Origin of the sequence: Streptomyces botrytidirepellens, from assembly GCF_003721215.1 — a bacterium.
Taxonomy (GTDB): Bacteria; Actinomycetota; Actinomycetes; order Streptomycetales; family Streptomycetaceae; genus Streptomyces; species Streptomyces himastatinicus.
Genome location: NZ_RIBZ01000179.1, coordinates 65,352 through 81,174, shown reverse-complemented (window position 1 = coordinate 81,174; position 15,823 = coordinate 65,352). Strand labels below are relative to the sequence as shown.

The window sequence follows — 15,823 nt, the reverse complement described above, 5'->3', positions numbered from 1 at the left end:
GTGTGCTGCCAGCGGTGCCGAGGTCGAGACCGACAGTCGAGGAAGACAGCACCGGAGCAGACAGCGAGGTTTTCCACATGCATGCCCCCCTGGTCGTCGTCATGGGAGTGTCCGGCACGGGCAAGACCACGATCGGCCCCCTGCTGGCGGACGCGCTCGGCGTGCCGTACGCCGAGGCCGACGACTTCCACCCGCCGGCCAACATCGCCAAGATGTCGGCCGGGACCCCGCTGGACGACGAGGACCGCAGGCCGTGGCTGGACGCCATCGGTGCCTGGGCCCATGAGCACGTCGGTCACGGCGGTGTGGTCAGCTGCTCCGCGCTCAAGCGGATCTACCGGGACCGGCTGCGCGCCGCCGAGCCCGGGGTCGTCTTCCTGCACCTCACCGGTGAGCGCAAGCTGATCGCCGACCGGATGAAGGAGCGCAAGGGCCACTTCTTCTCCGGGGAGATGCTCGACTCGCAGCTCGCCACCCTGGAGCCGCTCCAGCCGGACGAGCACGGCGTCGCCGTGGACATCGCCCCGGACCCCGAGATCATCACCGAGCGGGCCGTCGCCGCACTGCGGCAGCGGCAGCCCGGACACCAGTAGCTTCACGTTAGGAACCCTCCGTGACCAGACTCAGCGTCGAGATGCTGGCAGCGGACACCGTCGACCCGATCACGTCGGCCGGTCACGCACAGCTGGGCATAGCCGTCCTCGTCGGCATAGCCGTACTCGTCCTGCTCATCACCAAGACCAAGCTGCATGCGTTTTTGTCGCTGACGATCGGCTCGCTGGCGCTCGGCGCCGTCGCGGGGGCGCCGCTCGACAAGGTCATCACCAGCTTCTCCGGCGGGCTGGGCGACACGGTGGCGGGCGTCGGCGTGCTGATCGCCCTCGGCGCGATCCTCGGTAAGCTGCTCGCCGACTCCGGGGGCGCCGACCAGATCGTGGACACGATCCTCGCCAAGGCGAGCACCCGGACGATGCCCTGGGCGATGGTGCTCATCGCGGGGATCATCGGCCTGCCGCTCTTCTTCGAGGTCGGCATGGTGCTGATGATCCCGGTGGTGCTGCTGGTCGCCAAGCGCGGCAACCTCTCCCTGATGCGGATCGGCATACCGGCGCTCGCGGGTCTGTCCGTGATGCACGGCCTGGTGCCGCCGCACCCCGGCCCGCTCGCCGCGATCGACGCGGTCCACGCCGACCTGGGCGTCACCCTGGCGCTCGGCGTCCTCATCGCGATACCGACCGCCGTCATCGCGGGCCCGGTCTTCTCGCGCTTCGCCGATCGCTGGGTCGACGTCACCCCGCCGGACCGGCTGATGCCGACGCGTCCCTCGGAGGACCTGGAGCGGCGGCCCGGCTTCGCCGCGACCGTGTGCACCGTGCTGCTGCCGGTCGTGCTGATGCTCATCAAGGCGCTGGTCGACATCGCCGTGGACGACCCGGAGAACTCCGTCCAGCGGATCGCCGACGTCATCGGCAACCCCCTGGTCGCCCTGCTGGCGGCGGTGCTCGTGGGCATGGTCACCCTCGGCCGCGCGGCGGGCTTCACCCGGGACCGCATCGCCACCACCGTGGAGACCTCGCTCGCCCCGATCGCCGGGATCCTGCTGATCGTCGCGGCGGGCGGTGGCTTCAAGCAGACGCTCATCGACATCGGCGTCGGCAACATGATCATGGACATCTCGAAGGAGTGGAACGTTTCGGCGCTGCTGCTCGCCTGGCTGATCGCGGTCGCGATCCGGCTGGCGACCGGCTCGGCGACCGTGGCCACGATCTCCGCGGCCGGGCTGATGGGGCCGCTCACCGCCGACATGTCCACCACACACGTGGCCCTGCTGGTGCTGGCCATCGGCGCCGGATCCCTCTTCTTCAGCCATGTCAACGACGCGGGATTCTGGCTGGTCAAGGAGTACTTCGGGATGAGCGTGGGGCAGACGGTGCGGACCTGGTCCGTGATGGAGACGGTCATCTCGGTCGTCGCGCTCGGCTTCGTCCTGCTGCTGTCACTGGTGATCTAGCGCTGAGCCGGCACCGGGGATTTTGAGAACCGAGAGGGTACGAACGCCATGACGACACATCCGCTCTTCGACATCACGGGCCGCACCGCCCTGGTCACCGGCTCCAGCCGCGGCATCGGCCACGCGCTCGCCCGCGGCCTGGTGGAGGCGGGCTGCACGGTGGTCCTCAACGGCCGCGACCAGCAGGCCCTGGACAAGGCCGCGGCCGAACTCGGCGGCGCGGAGGCGGGCGTGCACACCGCCGCCTTCGACGTCACCGACGGCCCGGCCGTCGCCGCCGGGATCGCCGACGTGGAGGAGCGGGTCGGCCCCCTCGACATCCTGGTCAACAACGCCGGGATGCAGAACCGCGCACCGCTGCTGGAGTTCACCGACGAGGCCTGGCGGCAGATCGTGGACACCAACCTGACCAGCGCGTTCCTGGTGGGCCGGGAGACCGCGCGGCGCATGACCGCACGCGGCCACGGCAAGATCGTCAACATCTGCTCGCTCCAGAGCGAGGTGGTCCGCCCCGGCATCGCCCCCTACTCGGCGACCAAGGGCGCGCTGAAGATGCTCACCAAGGGCATGTGCGCCGACTGGGGCCCGTACGGCATCCAGGTCAACGGGGTCGGCCCCGGCTACATCGAGACCGAGCTGACCCGGCCGCTCGTCGAGGACGAGCAGTTCAGCACCTGGGTGCGCGGCCGGACCCCGGCGGGCCGCTGGGGCCGCACCGAGGACCTGATCGGGGCGCTGCTCTACCTCGCCTCGCCCGCCGCCGACTTCGTCAGCGGGCAGGTGCTGTACGTCGACGGCGGCATGACGAGCCAGCTGTGAAGCACATGACAGAGGAGGCAGGGCGGATGGTGCTGGGCTGTGTGATCCATGGACAGGGCGACCTGCGGGTCGACGAACTCCCCGAACCGGAGGTGGCGCCCGGACAGGCGCTGGTGGCGATCCGCTACGGCGGGATCTGCGGGTCGGATCTCCACTACCACCAGCATGGCGGCGTGGGCGACTTCCGGCTGAAGCAGCCCATGGTGCTGGGGCACGAGGTCGTCGGCACGGTCGTGTCGTACGGCGAGGGCGCGGATGGGCCCGCCCCCGGCACCCCGGTCGCCGTGCACCCGGCAACGCCGTGCGGGGTGTGCCCTGAATGCGCCGGCGGCCGCGCCAACATCTGTAGCGACACCCGCTACCTGGGCAGCGCGGCGCGCTTCCCCCACGTCCAGGGCGGGTTCGCGTCCCGTATCGCCGTCCCGGCCGGGCAGCTGCGGGTCCTGCCCGAGGGGCTGGAGCCGCGCCGGGCGGCGCTCGCCGAACCGCTGTCCGTCGCCCTGCACGCGGTGCGCCGCGCGGGCGATCTGACGGGACGCCACGTGCTGATCACCGGCTCCGGGCCGATCGGCTGTCTGGCCGTCGCCGCCGCCCGCGCGGCGGGCGCGGCGAGCATCACGGCGACCGATGTGCTGCCCCGGGCCCTGGAGTTCGCGGCGGCGGCCGGTGCGACGGCGTGCGTACGGGCCGACGACCCGGACGACCCGAACTGGCCCTCCGACGCGGTGGACGTCGCGATCGAGGCGTCGGGCGTGGCCGCCGGGCTCGACACCTGTCTGCACCGGGTGCGGCGCGGCGGGGTCATCGTCCAGCTCGGCATGCTGCCGCCGGGGCAGAGCCCGTTCGCCGGAAACCTGCTGGTCGCCCGGGAGATCGACCTGCGCGGCGCGTTCCGCTTCCACGAGGAGTTCGACGACGCGCTGCGGCTGCTGGCGACGGAGCCGTCGTTCGACGCGCTGATCAGCGGGGTGCGGCCGGTGGGGGAGGCGGTGGAGGCGTTCGCCCAGGCGGCCGACCGCCGCGAGTCCTGCAAGGTGCTGCTGGACTTCGAGGCCTGATCTATCGGCAACTGTCCGTCGCCCCTGGTGCCGCACCGGGGCGGCGGACGCCGCTACTCCAACCGCGGCGCTCAGCCCGACGACGGTCCCTGCTCAGGGCGTTGGGCACCGACCAGTTCGCCCGCCGACCCGGAGTGATGCCACCCGCGATGTCGGCGCGCCCCTCTGAGAGGGGCACCCTCTTGGACTGGGCGACGCGAGCTGCAAGGTGGCGACGGAGCTTTGGGGGCGGAGTGCGGCCGGACAGTGGACCAGGTGCCGGTCCCCGCCGTTCCCCCGGCATGACGAAGGGGCCTGCTCGCGCGGCTCGCGAGCAGGCCCCGTACGCGTACGTGCTTACTTCGTGAAGCCGTAGGTCAGCAGCTTCTTCGCGTCCGCGGTGCGGTTGGGGACCGAGGACGAGGCGAGGACGGTGCCGATGACCGTCTTGCCGCTGCGGGTGGCGGCGAAGACCAGGCAGTACTTGGCCTCCGGGCCCGATCCGGTCTTCACGCCGATGGTGCCCGAGTAGGTGCCGAGCAGCGGGTTGGTGTTCTCCCACGTCATGTTGCGGTAGCCACCGCTCTTGGTGACGGTCTTCTGGGTCGTCTTCTTCGTCTTCACGACCGAGCGGAACGTCGAGTACTTCATCGCGCTGCTCGCGAGCTTCGTCAGGTCGCGCGGCGTGGAGTAGTTCTTGCCGTGCCCTATGCCGTCGAACGAGTCGAAGTTCGTGTTCTTCAGGCCCAGGCTCTTGGCGGTGGAGTTCATCTTGCCGATGAACGACTTCACCCGCGCGGCGCGGGTCGAGCCGCTGCCGAACTTGTCGGCCAGGGCGTACGCGGCGTCACAACCGGACGGCAGCATCAGCCCGTAGAGCAGCTGGCGGACGGTGACCTTGTCGCCGACGATCAGACGGGCCGAGGAGGCCCAGTTGTTGTCGACGATGTAGTCGCTGTACGCCTTCTGGATCGTGACCTTGGAGTTCAGGTTGAGGTTCGGCTGGGCCAGAACCACCCGGGCGGTCATGATCTTGGTGGTGGAGCCGGTGGAGAGACGGGTGTCGGCGGCCTTCTTGTAAAGGTCCTTGCCCGTCCCGTTGTTCATCACGTACCCGCCCTTGGCGGTGATCGTGGGCGCAGCGGCGGTGGCGGCCTGCGCCGGGACGAACGCCCCGGAGGCCAGCACGGATCCCGCGGCGAGAACGCTCAGCGCGGAGAGGCGACGCATGCGCTTGGTGGTGGTTTTCAAATGAATACTCCAAATGTCCCATCGGCGTCGGCGCGGCCGTCCAGAGGGAAAGCCGTCGAGTCGGGGACGCATGAGAGCGGTCAATGGATGTGCGCTCCGCGATGGTAGCCGTACCCGCTGTGCGATTTCCCGTCGTATCGTCCTACGCGCCCAAGGTGGTGAGATATCCGGTCACCTCGTCCGCCCGGTCGGCCGCGCACCCCACGTACCCGTCCGGTCGGATGACGAAGACGCCCTGATCCGCGTACCCGGCGCGGAGGTGTCCGTCCGGGTCGAGCAGATCGGGTGCCGGGCCGCCGACACGATACGTACGCACGGACGCGCGGTCGGGGGCGGGCGGTTCCGCGCCGCCGAGTGCGAGCACCGTCACATGCGGGCCGCGGAAGGCGTCGAAGAGGTGGAACGGGGTGCCGTCGGGGAGCGTGCAGGGGGCGTCGGGCGCGCGGTCACCCGCCCGCAGCGCGGTCGCGTCGTGCGGTGTCCGCCGGTCGACGGCGAGGGCCGTGCCGCGGTACGTCAGCCCCAGCTGGTGCACCTCCGCCGTGCGCCGGGGCTCCTTCGCGTCCGCGTCGCCCGCCGCGCCCTCCGCCTCGGCGCGGTGGATGCGGGTGCTGATGCCCAGCACCCCGGCGGCGACGGGCATCCGCTCCTCCTCGTAGCTGTCCAGCAGTACGGGATCGGCGCCGCCGCGCAGTACGGCGCCCAGCTTCCAGCCGAGGTTGTACGCGTCCTGGACGCTGGTGTTGAGGCCCTGGCCGCCCGCGGGGGAGTGGATGTGCGCGGCGTCGCCCACCAGGAAGACCCGCCCCTCCCGGAACTGTTCCGCCATCGCCGCCCGAGCCCGGAACGGTGACGCCCACCGCACCTCGCCCACCTCGGACTCCGCCAGATGCGTCCGGTCGACGATCAGCCGCCGCACCGCCTCCGGGTCCGGGTCGGGTACGGCGTCCTTGTCCTCGTACTGGGCCACCGCCTGGAAGAGGCCGGTCCCGGCGAGCGGGCACAGCGCGAGGGCGCCGCCCTTGGCGTGCTGCCACACGTGCCAGTGGTCGCGGTCCAGGCCGGTCGGGCCGGTCAGCGTGACGTCCGCGACCAGCAGCGGATGCGGGTCGACGGTCTCGCCCGCCATGGCTATGCCGAGCGCCTTGCGGACCGTGCTGCGGCCGCCGTCGGCGGCCACGGCGTAGGCCGCCCGTACGGTGCCGGTCGAGCCGTCGGCGTAGGAGAGGTGCGCGATGACGCCGTCCGCGTCCTGTGTGAGTCCCGTGCACGCCGCGCCGAACTCGACCTCGCCGCCCATCTCGCGCAGCCGCGCGTACAGGATCTCGGCGGTCCGCCACTGCGGCAGCATCCAGATGTCGTGGTACGGGGTGCCCGGGGTCGGGCCGGTGCGGACGATCATCTCGAACGCGCCGAGCCGCCGACCGTCCTCCCACCCCATCATCGGCGGATACGGCCCGCCCGCCGCGCGGACCGCGGCCATGACGCCGAGGTCGTCGAACACCTCCTGTGTCCTCGGCTGGAGCCCCTTGCCGCGCGACCCCGGGAACAGCCGCTCGCCGCGCTCCACGATGCGCGCCGCGACGCCGCGCCGGGCGAGGTCGATGGCCAGGGTGAGCCCGGCCGGGCCTGCCCCGATGATCAGCACTTCCGCTTCCTTAACGTCGTTAAATGCCATGGCATCGAGAGTGCGCTTAACATTGTTAAATTGTCAAGGGGGGCGAGGCTGAGCTGCGAGGATGACCCCATGGCGACAACGCGACTGGACCGGGACCAGGTGGTGGACGCCGCGCTGCGGCTGCTCAACGAGGTGGGCCTCGAAGGGCTCACCCTGCGCCGCATCGCCAAGGAGCTGAACGTCCAGGCGCCCGCCCTTTACTGGCACTTCAAGAACAAGCAGGCGCTGCTCGACGAGATGGCCACCACGATCTTCCTGCGGCTGGCCGAAGAACCGGGGAACCTCGATGAGGCGATGACCTGGCAGGAACGTCTCATCGAGGGCCAGCACGCCCTGCGCCGAGCCCTGCTGCGCTACCGCGACGGGGCGAAGGTCTTCAGCGGCACCCGCTTCACCCGCACCGACCACGCCGTCACCATGGAGGCCCACCTGCGCGCCTTCGTGGCCGCGGGCTTCACCCCGGGCGCCGCGGCCCGCGCCTCGTTCATCGCGTACGCCTTCACCCTCGGGTTCGTGACCGAGGAGCAGGCCGTCGAGCCCATGCCGGGCGAACGCGCCCCCGGCTACGACGTCGCGGAACGGGCCGACCTCATCGGCCCCGACTACCCGCTCGCGGCCGCCGTCGGCGCGGACCTCTTCCTGGACTACGACGCCCGCTTCGAGGAGGGCCTGCGCACGATCGTCGCGGGCATCGAATCCACGCTGGGCCCGGCGGCACAATGACCGCATGACGATCGACTCCGCGACCGCCCACGCCTGGGCGGCCCTCGGCGGCCCACCCGCCCTCGCCGAGCGGATCACGTACGCCCCGGCGGGCGAGGTGCTCCCCGCCCGGCTGCCGGTACGGCAACTGGCCCGGGCCACCGTGGGGGTGTGCTCGCTGGCCGCCGCCGAACTGGCCGCGCGGCGCGGTGGCGGTGCGGTCCCCGCCGTACGGGTGGAGGAGGGCGCGGTCGCCACCGCGTTCATCAGCGAACGCCACCTGCGCATCGACGGCCGCCGCCCCACCACCTTCGCCCCGCTGTCGGGCTTCTGGCGCACGGCCGACGGCTGGGTGCGCACCCACGCCAACTACCCCCACCACCGTGCCCGGTTGCTGTCCGCGCTGGGCCTGCCGGAGCAGGGCGACGCCGATGCCCTCGCCGCCGAACTGGTACAACGCCAGTCGCGCGAGATCCAGGAGACGGCGTACGCGGCGGGCGCCCTGGCCGTGGCCGCCGTGGAGCCCGTCGAGAGCGAAATCCCCTTGAGCGGTATGCCGTTGGTCGAAGGCGTGCCCACGGGCGAGGCCCTGTCCCGCCCCCTGTCTCCTGCCGCGCTGCCCGCCGAGGGAATCCGCGTCCTGGACCTGACCCGGGTCATCGCCGGTCCGGTCGCCACCCGCACCCTGGCCCTGCTGGGCGCGGACGTCCTACGCGTCGACTCCCCGCGCCTCCCCGAGGACCCCGACGCCCACGCCGACACCGGCTTCGGCAAGCGCTCGACCCGCCTGAACCTCGCCGACCCCCACGACCGCCGCACCTTCGACGAACTCCTCGCCCAGGCCGACGCCGTGGTCACCGCCTACCGCCCCGGCGCCCTCGACCGCTACCTCACCCACCACCCCGGCCTGATCGTCGCCCAGCTCAACGCCTGGGGCTGGACCGGCCCGTGGGCCGACCGACGCGGCTTCGACAGCCTGGTCCAGGCCGGAACCGGCATCGCCCTGACCGAGGCCGCCGCCGACGGCCACCCCGGCGTCCTCCCCGCCCAGGCCCTCGACCACGGCACCGGCTACCTGATCGCCGCGGGTGTCCTCCGCGCCCTGACCGACCGCGCCGACACCGGCACCGCCCGCCACCTGCGCTTCTCCCTGGCCGGAACGGCATCGTGGCTGATGCGCGGCATCACCCCCACCCCACCGCCCGACGGGACGTACGCCCCCGACCCCTGGCTGACCGAGCGCCCCTCCCCATACGGCCACCTCCGCCACGCCCTCCCCCCGATCGCGTACGACGGCGCTCCCCGCGACTGGACCCGCCCACCCGGCCACTGGGGTACCGACGCCCCGACGTGGGGCTGAAATACCGTCGTCGAGGCCGGGTCAGGCGGGGCCGAGCCCGGTGAACAGGGACTTGGTCACCATGTCGGCTCCCTGTGCCGGGGTCAGCTCGGGCATCTCGTGCGAAGCCATGTTGGTGAGATGAACCAGCAGGGAGCGGGCCCAGCGGTCCGGAAGGCCCGGGCGGATGAATCCTTCGCGGACCGCGCGGACCATGAAGGCGTCGAGCTGCTCGATCAGCCGACTGAGGCGGGCGGCCGCCGCTTCGTCCTGTACCTGCTGCACGTCCACCGGCCACCGCCTGCTGGCCGTGATGATGCCCTCCGCGTACCGGTGCAGCGCCGCGACCACGGGCGCCTCGTCCAGCCGGGCCCGGGAGAGGGCTTCCTCGCAGGCGTCGAGCTTGGCCGTGTGGACGGCGGCCATGAGAGCCTCGCGGGTCTTGAAGCGGCGGTAGACGGTGCGGCGGTCGACGCCTGCCGCCTGGGCGATGGTCGCGATGCTCGTGCCGGGGTCCCGCGCGAGCAGGCGTGCTCCGGTCTGTAGGACCGCGTCCAGGTTGCGTGCCGCGTCAGCTCTCATCGTGACCGGAGCATACGCAGGAGTGGTGCTGACAGGCCAGAAGATGCCATATCGCTCTTGCTAATCTCTCGTTAAGTGTCACATAGTTGTGGTGGTTGATCCGTCGGGCGTGCGCCGTCGCGCGCCGTTCCTCGCTCTGGAGTCATGCGTGAGCTCGGTCCATATGTCTGAAAAGCTGAAAAAGGCCCTCGATGCCCGGGTCTTCGTCACTGTGGCGACCCTCCAACCCGACGGCAGCCCGCACCAGTCGGTGGTCTGGGTGGGGCGGGACGGCGACGACCTGTTCTTCGTGACGGGTGTCGACAAGCTCAAGGTCCGCAATCTGCGGCGCGATCCGCGGCTGAGCGTGACGGTCAACCCGCCCGACGAGCCCTACGGGTACGCGGTCATCAGCGGCACCGCGCGATTCGAGAGCGCGGGCAGCCGGGAGCGGATGGACGAACTGGCCGTCAAGTACACCGGCGTGACGTACGCGGAGCACCACCCGGAGTCGTACGCCACCCTCCCGGAACTGGTCACCGTCCGCCTCACCCCCGAAAAGATCGCGGCCCGCTTCCTATGAGCCGAACGATGAAGACCTATGTCATCACCGGAGGCACGGACGGCATCGGCAAGGCCCTGGCCCTCACCTACCTGGAACGAGGGCATGAGGTGATGGTCGTCGGGCGCAGCGCGGAGAAGGGCGAGGCGTGGCTGGAGGCCGCGCGGCACCATGGTGCGGCCGCGCGGGCGCACTTCGTGCGGGCCGATCTGAGCCTGGTGTCCGAGACCAGAGCGGTGATCGACCGTATCCGGACGGCCTTTACGAAAATCGACGCCCTGGTGCTGTGCGCCCGGCATTTCCGGACCACCCGCTTGGTCACCGCCGAAGGCTTCGAGAACACCTTCGCGCACTTCTACCTGAGCCGCTTCGTCCTGTGCCACGAACTGGCCGACGTGCTCGAAGCAGCCAATACACCGGTCATCCTCAACGTCGCCGGACCCGGCGGCGATGGTGAAATCCACTGGGCGGATATGCAACTTGAACGGGCGTACGACGGCCAACGGGCGCTCGCCCAAGGTGGACGACTCAACGACCTGCTCGGCGTCGGCTTCACGGACAGCCGACCGGAGACGCCGGTCCGGTACGTACTGCTCAACCCGGGAACGGTCAGTACCAGCTTCTCCGGGCAGTACACCCCGGCCATCGCGACGCAGATCGAAGCCATGCGCCGATCCGCCCAGCTGGTCGACGAGGCCATAGCGCCGATCCTCAAGGTGCTGGCCGCCCCACCGGCCGCGCCGCTCAGCGCCATGGTGCGGGGAGAGCGGCTTGACCCGCACGGTCCCGGCTTCGCGCTCGAGGATGCGCGGCGGCTGCGCGAACACACGAAGCGGCTGCTGGCCGCCTGCCCAGAGGGCTGAGGCGGCGAACACCGCACCGTGCTGCCGGGGCAGCAGCCCGACCATGGCTGCCAACCGAAGCGCTCGCAGCGCCGCTCCCAGCTCTCCTCTATTCAATCCCCGTGCTTCGACCACCATTCGGAGAACGGCTCCGCATGAGCGAGGGCCGTATCCCGGTAGCCGATGAACTCTTGCGCCCGGTCGTCGGACAGCGTTTCACGCCCGGTGACAGCCCCCGAGGCGTCGTAGTGCATGACGACCGGGGCCTGAGCGTCGAAGAGCCAGAAGTCTCCCACCCCTTCGAGTGGGTTGGCCTTATCGGTGGTGTCGAGGATGAAGAATTCCTCACCGCCGGCCTGGTTCGTCCGGTGCCCCCAGCCGAGTTCGAAACGGAGGTAGGGCGTAAGCGGCCGAGAAAGGATGTGCACCCGGTAGACGCGCTTTCCCAGACTGGTGTGAGAGCGAAGCTCTGCCACCCACTCGGCGTTGTAGTCCTCCGGCGGAGGATCTCCTGCGAGGAACCTCCCGTACGCGCCCGTGTTGCCCGACCCGCCGTAATCGTCCAGCGTTTCCAGCCGAAACGCCTCCCGCTCGAAGGTGTCGAACAGCTCACCGAGGTTCTTCATACGTCCCCTCCTGGCCGGTACGTCGAGTGCGGAACTGCCCGCTGCCAGACGGATTCGAATGCCGGCCCGACCATCCTCGCCGTGGCCGGGTCGGAGCGCGCCTCCATCCCCGTGGCGGGGTCCCAGTTCCCATTGCCGTCGAAGTGGTTGAAGATGACGATCTCCTCGTCGATCAGCCAGCAGTCCGCGCCAGGAAGCGCGAGGTCTGCCGCGCGCCTGCGGGGCAGCCAGCGCACCTCTTCTCCGGCGGCCACGTTATGGCGCTCCGTCACGGCGTACTCGAACTTGATGTACTCGCTGACGGGCTCCGAGACGACCCGAGCGCGCCGCATCCGCACACCGCGCGAAACGGTTGCCACGACGAGGTCGAACCAGCCCTGCCACCGCTCGGCAGGGTCGAAGCGGACGCCGGCGCGCCAGTCGGCGAAATCGGGGTCGTCGGGTGTGTAGATGTCCCGCATCTCCAGATGCACAGCCGAGCGCTGCGCCTTCCCTAACGCCTCACGTACCGCTGTGGCCATCGATCTCGAACTCCTCATGAGGAATGGCGCGTCGCCAAACTGACTCGAAAGCGGCAGAGCAGAGCTTCAGGACACCGGGGTCGTCGCTGAGCGACGGCCCAGCGGACGCCCCGTCACCGGTAAAGTGGTTGAACTCAACCAGCTGATCATCGAATACCCAGAAGTCATTGCCGGGCAGGGCCAGGTCCGAGGCCTGTCTCCGGGGCAGCCAACGCACCAGTTTACCGGCCTCGATGTTGTTGACCGTGCCCGCATGCTCGAAGCGGATGTACTCGCTCACCGGTTCCGACACGATGCGCGCCCGCCGCATGATCACGCCTCGTTCGACCGCTCCCGAAACGAGATCCTTCCAGGCTGCCAGTACTCGGGGTTGTCCCACACTCCGGTCTTCCGCCACAGGTCGAAGTCACCGGTCTCGTAGTCGACTGCGTAAGCGTCGCGCATTTCCAAGTGGACGGCTGACCGGTGGCAATCGGCTAGCAGCTCAGCGAAGGCCGGTACCTTCTGCGACATCGCACGCCTCCTTCCTGCGCTGCTCGCGCGCCCTACACAGACTGAGGGCAAGGAACGTCCGGCCGCATGCGGTGTGGACTGCATGCGATCAGGCACACGGACAGGAACCGTTGCCCGGTGAGGTACCAGCCGCCGACCACGTCCTCGCCCTGCGCGATCCGCTCGACGGCCCGGCTGGCCCTGTCGGCGAGGCAGGCGCGTTCGTGTTCCGATGCGAACGAGGCCGAAGAGGCCCGCGCTTGTCCGCCGAACCATTCCGCTGCCTCCTGCGCGTCCTTCCACGTGCCCTGGATAAATGACGGCGGCTTGAGCAGCCAGTGGGCCAGTTCCAGGGGGACGACTTTGCTGGATCTGAATTCGGGGTGCAGTGGGCGTCGGGGGCCGTCCTTGTGTAAGTCGTGGGCGGATCCGAGCCAGGTGTAGCCGTGGTGGTGCAATGTGCTCGCTCTCTCGGTGCACTGCGGCCCCCACCCGAGGAGCGGGGGCCGCGTGCTGTCTCACCTGCTACTGGCGGCCGCAACCGTCGCCGTCGCCGCAGCCGCCTTGCTGCCCGCCCTCGGTCGGCTCGTCGTCCTCGGGGTCCTGCCGGAGGACGACGGCCTTGTGTCCGCGTAAGTGCATCGGGATGATTCCTCTCGGTACTGTCGGACGCGGGGGCTCTCCTCGCGCCGCCGTGCACGTGCACCCGTTCCGCGCTGGGCTCGACCTGCCAGGGCTCCGGTCCAGCCGGGACGGGGGTTTTAAAGGGGCCGCTCAACTCGTGGCGGCCTGCTCCTCCAACGCGGCGCGCATGACGATTTCCGCGAGGCGGTTCGCGCTGTCGAGCGGAATGCGGCCGAGTGCGACCATGGGGTGCCCAGAGACCGTTACCTCTCCCCGCAGGACCGGCCAGAACAGGTCCTGGTTCTCTACGCCGTGGGGTACGGCTACGTCGGGCGTGAAGCCGAGGCGCCCCAGCGCCTCGCGCAGTAATTCGGCGACGGCCCTTGCCTCGGCTCTGGCCGCCCGGTGGCGCGCGGAACGCATGGCGTCGATGTGTTCCTCGGTGATCTTCATGGCACGTAGCTCCCCGCAAGAGTGAGTGACGGAGTCGTTACGGAGCGAATCAATGCCTGCTCAACGACGTTGCTCGAAGCTGCTGAGGAATCTCAGCCGAGCGAGCCGCTGGGCGTGCCCCGGGGAGTTGGGCAGCAATCTGCTCGATTTCGGGGACGGCGACCATGATGTGCCCGCGCAGCCAGAGGGTGAGCGTCTCCACCTCCTCCACGGAGAGGAGTTCGGCGCCTTCGGCGAGCAGACGGCGCGTGCTGGCGCGCATCGTCTGCGGGTCGAGGGGGCGCCGGTCCCGCTCTTCGCTGGTCGGCGGACGGGGGGGGGAGAAGGGGCCATGCCTCGACGCTAGGAACGCGGCGTATGGCATCTCCAGCGATGTGCAGATCTGTGCACCAGATGTGCCCGGACGGGTGGCATGCTGCTCGCCCTCTTGACTACCTACTCACAGCGCATGACCGTGGTGCACACAACTGCACAACTCATTGACGGAGGCGGTCATGTCATCGCTAGTGTTCATCGGCATCGACCCCAACACCGGGGACAAACAGAGTCCTACGGTGTGGGTTGACCAGGTGAAACAGGAACTCGTCTTCCAGGGCTGGAAGCCCGGCCCCGAGCTTGAAGCACAATGCGCCGCGTTCGAGGCGCCGGGCCACGCCAAGGGCATCCCGGAGAACGAGGCCGTGATCCGTATCCCCGCCAGGATGGTGCACATGATCAGGGAGGCTTGTGATGCCGTCGAGCGCGCCGACATTCGATGAGCTGATCGCCAACTGCACGCGCTCTGCCGTGCACCTGGAGATGCGTGACGCCTACGCCGTCGACTACGAAGAGGGCCCGTTCGCCGCATGGAGGAACGGTTTCCGCCACGACCCGGCGGACCGTGCGTCCTGGTGGCGTCCGTGGCTCGACTTAATCCAGGAGACCGTGAGCCGCGGCATCGTGGTGCGCCGGGCCCGTATCGTGTCCGAGCCGGTCAGCGAGTACACCCGTTTCCTGTACGACGGCACGTTCACGAACGTCGCGGCTGGCGAACATGTGCGGTGGCTGCCTCGCCGACGGGCCTCCGACATCGCGTTGCCGGGCAACGACTTCTGGCTGTTCGACGGCCAGTGGATCCACTGGAACCACTTCGCCGGTGACGGATCGTGGACCGGCGAGGAGATCACCGACGACCCGGCCGCAGCCAAGCTGTGTGCCGAAGCATTCGACACGGTGTGGACACGCGCCACCCCGCACGACCAGTACGACGTCCACTGACAGCGCGCACCGGACAGGCCAGCTCATGCCCATCTCCCCGTCCTCGTCCGCCCAAGCCGCACGCGCAGTCGTCGCGCGGAGGCTTCGCGACCTCCGCAAGAGCGCCGGGCTGACGGTCGTCGAGCTGGCCAACCGGTGCGACTGGCACCACTCCAAGACCTCCCGCATCGAGAACGCCCAGACCGGTCCGTCAGCAAAGGACATCCGTGCGTGGACCAACGCCTGCGCGGCAAGCGATCAGGCGGAAGATCTCATTGCCCAGTCCCTGCACGCCGAGTCGATGTACACGGAGTGGCGGCACCAGGTCCTCCGAGGGATGAAACAACTACAGGACAGCGCGGTGCAGCTCTTCCACAACACCGAGCTGTTCCGCATCTACTCATCGACGATGGTCCCAGGGCTGTTGCAGACCGAGGGGTATGCGGCCGCGCTCCTGAGCAACATCGCAGACTTTCGCGGCATCCCGTTCAACGATGGCGCCGAGGCCGCAGCCGCGCGCGTTGAGCGGTCCCACATCGTTCATGAGCGAGGCCATCGGTTCGTGATGCTCATAGAGGAGGCAGTCCTTTACGCCCAGTTGGGCGACGGGGACGCGATGGCGGCACAGCTTGGCTATCTGCTCACCGCCGGCGCACTGCCCCAGGTTTCGCTGGGCATTATCCCCATGGCCACACGGGAGCGGCGGCAGTGGCCGGTCGAGACGTTCCACGTGTATGACGACGCCCTCGTGTCGGTGGAGTTTGTCTCGGCGGAGGTCAACATCACCCAGCCTTCCGAGATCGCCCTGTACCTGAAGGTGTTCGAGCAGTTGCGCGACATGGCCGTGTACGGGGCGGAGGCGCGGGCGTTGATTCTGAAGGCAATCGAGGCCCTGTACTGACCCCGGGCGCGACAAAGGCCCCCCGCCTGGCCCAGAGTCAAGACGGGCCCCTCGCGACAGGGGCGGGGAGGGAATTCAGGAAGTCCAGCGGGCACATCGATCGGCGACTGGGAATCTCCGGGAGGCCGAGCTTGGCGGCCTTAGATGGCCATCTTCGCCGTCTTGAAT

18 protein-coding genes and 1 pseudogene are annotated in these 15,823 nt (G+C 69.6%); 11 read left to right on the top strand and 8 right to left on the bottom strand.

Going from position 1 to position 15,823, the window contains the following annotated elements; translation table 11 throughout:
- The first annotated feature begins 77 nt into the window (after nt 1–77).
- From EEJ42_RS14075 to EEJ42_RS14060, 4 genes are read left to right on the top strand one after another with little or no spacing between them, the layout of a single operon-like run.
- Nucleotides 78–593, top strand: coding sequence for a gluconokinase (locus EEJ42_RS14075; protein WP_123100281.1), 516 nt, complete (start codon nt 78–80; stop codon nt 591–593).
- Nucleotides 594–613: 20 nt separating this feature from the next.
- On the top strand, nt 614–2,011 hold the full coding sequence (locus EEJ42_RS14070) for a GntT/GntP/DsdX family permease (RefSeq protein ID WP_123100280.1): 1,398 nt from the start codon (nt 614–616) through the stop codon (nt 2,009–2,011).
- Between the two features lie 48 nt (nt 2,012–2,059).
- Nucleotides 2,060–2,830 carry a glucose 1-dehydrogenase gene (locus EEJ42_RS14065; RefSeq protein WP_123100279.1) on the top strand — a complete coding sequence of 257 codons (771 nt, stop codon included), beginning with the start codon at nt 2,060–2,062 and terminating at the stop codon, nt 2,828–2,830.
- Between the two features lie 26 nt (nt 2,831–2,856).
- Entirely contained in the window at nt 2,857–3,888 is a 1,032-nt protein-coding gene (locus EEJ42_RS14060; RefSeq protein WP_184503081.1) for an L-idonate 5-dehydrogenase, read from the top strand.
- A 336-nt stretch (nt 3,889–4,224) separates the two neighbouring features.
- On the opposite strand, the gene EEJ42_RS14055 is transcribed toward EEJ42_RS14060, so the two are convergent.
- Together EEJ42_RS14055 and EEJ42_RS14050 are read right to left on the bottom strand one after the other, a co-directional pair.
- Nucleotides 4,225–5,097: a D-alanyl-D-alanine carboxypeptidase family protein gene (locus EEJ42_RS14055; RefSeq protein ID WP_123100316.1), complete on the bottom strand. Its 873-nt coding sequence runs from the start codon at nt 5,095–5,097 to the stop codon at nt 4,225–4,227.
- A gap of 163 nt (nt 5,098–5,260) precedes the next feature.
- On the bottom strand, nt 5,261–6,796 hold the full coding sequence (locus EEJ42_RS14050; RefSeq protein ID WP_123100278.1) for an FAD-dependent monooxygenase: 1,536 nt from the start codon (nt 6,794–6,796) through the stop codon (nt 5,261–5,263).
- A gap of 69 nt (nt 6,797–6,865) precedes the next feature.
- On the opposite strand from EEJ42_RS14050, the gene EEJ42_RS14045 reads away from it, so the two are divergent.
- Nucleotides 6,866–7,519 carry a TetR/AcrR family transcriptional regulator C-terminal domain-containing protein gene (locus tag EEJ42_RS14045; protein ID WP_123100277.1) on the top strand — a complete coding sequence of 218 codons (654 nt, stop codon included), beginning with the start codon at nt 6,866–6,868 and terminating at the stop codon, nt 7,517–7,519.
- Between the two features lie 4 nt (nt 7,520–7,523).
- Nucleotides 7,524–8,858, top strand: coding sequence for a CoA transferase (locus EEJ42_RS14040; RefSeq protein ID WP_123100276.1), 1,335 nt, complete (start codon nt 7,524–7,526; stop codon nt 8,856–8,858).
- Nucleotides 8,859–8,879: 21 nt separating this feature from the next.
- On the opposite strand, the gene EEJ42_RS14035 is transcribed toward EEJ42_RS14040, so the two are convergent.
- Nucleotides 8,880–9,419, bottom strand: coding sequence for a TetR/AcrR family transcriptional regulator (locus EEJ42_RS14035; protein ID WP_123100275.1), 540 nt, complete (start codon nt 9,417–9,419; stop codon nt 8,880–8,882).
- Nucleotides 9,420–9,582: 163 nt separating this feature from the next.
- Here EEJ42_RS14035 and EEJ42_RS14030 point away from each other — a divergent pair, with 163 nt between their 5' ends.
- Nucleotides 9,583–9,981, top strand: a complete 399-nt coding sequence (locus EEJ42_RS14030; RefSeq protein ID WP_123100274.1) for a PPOX class F420-dependent oxidoreductase — start codon at nt 9,583–9,585, stop codon at nt 9,979–9,981.
- An 8-nt stretch (nt 9,982–9,989) separates the two neighbouring features.
- Complete coding sequence (locus EEJ42_RS14025; protein WP_123100273.1) at nt 9,990–10,823, top strand: SDR family NAD(P)-dependent oxidoreductase; 834 nt, start codon at nt 9,990–9,992, stop codon at nt 10,821–10,823.
- A 92-nt stretch (nt 10,824–10,915) separates the two neighbouring features.
- Here EEJ42_RS14025 and EEJ42_RS14020 read toward each other — a convergent pair whose 3' ends face one another.
- The 5 genes and pseudogenes from EEJ42_RS14020 to EEJ42_RS50840 form a co-directional block, all read right to left on the bottom strand.
- Complete coding sequence (locus EEJ42_RS14020) at nt 10,916–11,428, bottom strand: DUF6879 family protein (RefSeq protein ID WP_123100272.1); 513 nt, start codon at nt 11,426–11,428, stop codon at nt 10,916–10,918.
- On the bottom strand, nt 11,425–11,949 hold the full coding sequence (locus EEJ42_RS14015) for a DUF6879 family protein (RefSeq protein WP_123100271.1): 525 nt from the start codon (nt 11,947–11,949) through the stop codon (nt 11,425–11,427). Before EEJ42_RS14015 ends, EEJ42_RS14020 begins: the two co-directional genes overlap by 4 nt.
- Nucleotides 11,930–12,462: pseudogene (locus EEJ42_RS14010) on the bottom strand (DUF6879 family protein). The gene EEJ42_RS14015 and the pseudogene EEJ42_RS14010 overlap by 20 nt, the downstream one beginning before the upstream one ends.
- 753 nt (nt 12,463–13,215) lie before the next feature.
- On the bottom strand, nt 13,216–13,518 hold the full coding sequence (locus tag EEJ42_RS14000) for a hypothetical protein (protein ID WP_123100269.1): 303 nt from the start codon (nt 13,516–13,518) through the stop codon (nt 13,216–13,218).
- Nucleotides 13,519–13,567: 49 nt separating this feature from the next.
- Nucleotides 13,568–13,780, bottom strand: coding sequence for a DUF6415 family natural product biosynthesis protein (locus EEJ42_RS50840; protein WP_184503074.1), 213 nt, complete (start codon nt 13,778–13,780; stop codon nt 13,568–13,570).
- Nucleotides 13,781–14,012: 232 nt separating this feature from the next.
- Between EEJ42_RS50840 and EEJ42_RS13990 the strand changes: the two genes are divergently transcribed.
- From EEJ42_RS13990 to EEJ42_RS13980, 3 genes are read left to right on the top strand one after another with little or no spacing between them, the layout of a single operon-like run.
- On the top strand, nt 14,013–14,276 hold the full coding sequence (locus EEJ42_RS13990) for a hypothetical protein (RefSeq protein WP_123100268.1): 264 nt from the start codon (nt 14,013–14,015) through the stop codon (nt 14,274–14,276).
- Nucleotides 14,248–14,775 carry a DUF6879 family protein gene (locus tag EEJ42_RS13985; RefSeq protein ID WP_123100267.1) on the top strand — a complete coding sequence of 176 codons (528 nt, stop codon included), beginning with the start codon at nt 14,248–14,250 and terminating at the stop codon, nt 14,773–14,775. Before EEJ42_RS13990 ends, EEJ42_RS13985 begins: the two co-directional genes overlap by 29 nt.
- Before the next feature lie 25 nt (nt 14,776–14,800).
- Nucleotides 14,801–15,655 (top strand): helix-turn-helix domain-containing protein, encoded by an 855-nt coding sequence (locus tag EEJ42_RS13980; RefSeq protein WP_123100266.1) that lies wholly within the window; start codon nt 14,801–14,803, stop codon nt 15,653–15,655.
- The last annotated feature ends 168 nt before the right edge of the window (nt 15,656–15,823 follow it).

What these genes read in the sequence shown, in the direction of transcription:
- EEJ42_RS50840 (WP_184503074.1), bottom strand. Translation starts at nt 13,780, where the DNA reads ATGCGCGCCAGCACGCGCCGTCTGCTCGCCGAAGGCGCCGAACTCCTC.
- EEJ42_RS14025 (WP_123100273.1), top strand. Translation starts at nt 9,990, where the DNA reads ATGAAGACCTATGTCATCACCGGAGGCACGGACGGCATCGGCAAGGCC.
- EEJ42_RS14065 (WP_123100279.1), top strand. Translation starts at nt 2,060, where the DNA reads ATGACGACACATCCGCTCTTCGACATCACGGGCCGCACCGCCCTGGTC.
- EEJ42_RS14075 (WP_123100281.1), top strand. Translation starts at nt 78, where the DNA reads ATGCATGCCCCCCTGGTCGTCGTCATGGGAGTGTCCGGCACGGGCAAG.
- EEJ42_RS13980 (WP_123100266.1), top strand. Translation starts at nt 14,801, where the DNA reads ATGCCCATCTCCCCGTCCTCGTCCGCCCAAGCCGCACGCGCAGTCGTC.
- EEJ42_RS13985 (WP_123100267.1), top strand. Translation starts at nt 14,248, where the DNA reads ATGCCGTCGAGCGCGCCGACATTCGATGAGCTGATCGCCAACTGCACG.
- EEJ42_RS14015 (WP_123100271.1), bottom strand. Translation starts at nt 11,949, where the DNA reads ATGGCCACAGCGGTACGTGAGGCGTTAGGGAAGGCGCAGCGCTCGGCT.
- EEJ42_RS14030 (WP_123100274.1), top strand. Translation starts at nt 9,583, where the DNA reads ATGTCTGAAAAGCTGAAAAAGGCCCTCGATGCCCGGGTCTTCGTCACT.
- EEJ42_RS14055 (WP_123100316.1), bottom strand. Translation starts at nt 5,097, where the DNA reads ATGCGTCGCCTCTCCGCGCTGAGCGTTCTCGCCGCGGGATCCGTGCTG.
- EEJ42_RS14020 (WP_123100272.1), bottom strand. Translation starts at nt 11,428, where the DNA reads ATGAAGAACCTCGGTGAGCTGTTCGACACCTTCGAGCGGGAGGCGTTT.
- EEJ42_RS14035 (WP_123100275.1), bottom strand. Translation starts at nt 9,419, where the DNA reads ATGAGAGCTGACGCGGCACGCAACCTGGACGCGGTCCTACAGACCGGA.
- EEJ42_RS14050 (WP_123100278.1), bottom strand. Translation starts at nt 6,796, where the DNA reads ATGGCATTTAACGACGTTAAGGAAGCGGAAGTGCTGATCATCGGGGCA.
- EEJ42_RS13990 (WP_123100268.1), top strand. Translation starts at nt 14,013, where the DNA reads ATGTCATCGCTAGTGTTCATCGGCATCGACCCCAACACCGGGGACAAA.
- EEJ42_RS14060 (WP_184503081.1), top strand. Translation starts at nt 2,857, where the DNA reads ATGGTGCTGGGCTGTGTGATCCATGGACAGGGCGACCTGCGGGTCGAC.
- EEJ42_RS14045 (WP_123100277.1), top strand. Translation starts at nt 6,866, where the DNA reads ATGGCGACAACGCGACTGGACCGGGACCAGGTGGTGGACGCCGCGCTG.
- EEJ42_RS14000 (WP_123100269.1), bottom strand. Translation starts at nt 13,518, where the DNA reads ATGAAGATCACCGAGGAACACATCGACGCCATGCGTTCCGCGCGCCAC.
- EEJ42_RS14040 (WP_123100276.1), top strand. Translation starts at nt 7,524, where the DNA reads ATGACGATCGACTCCGCGACCGCCCACGCCTGGGCGGCCCTCGGCGGC.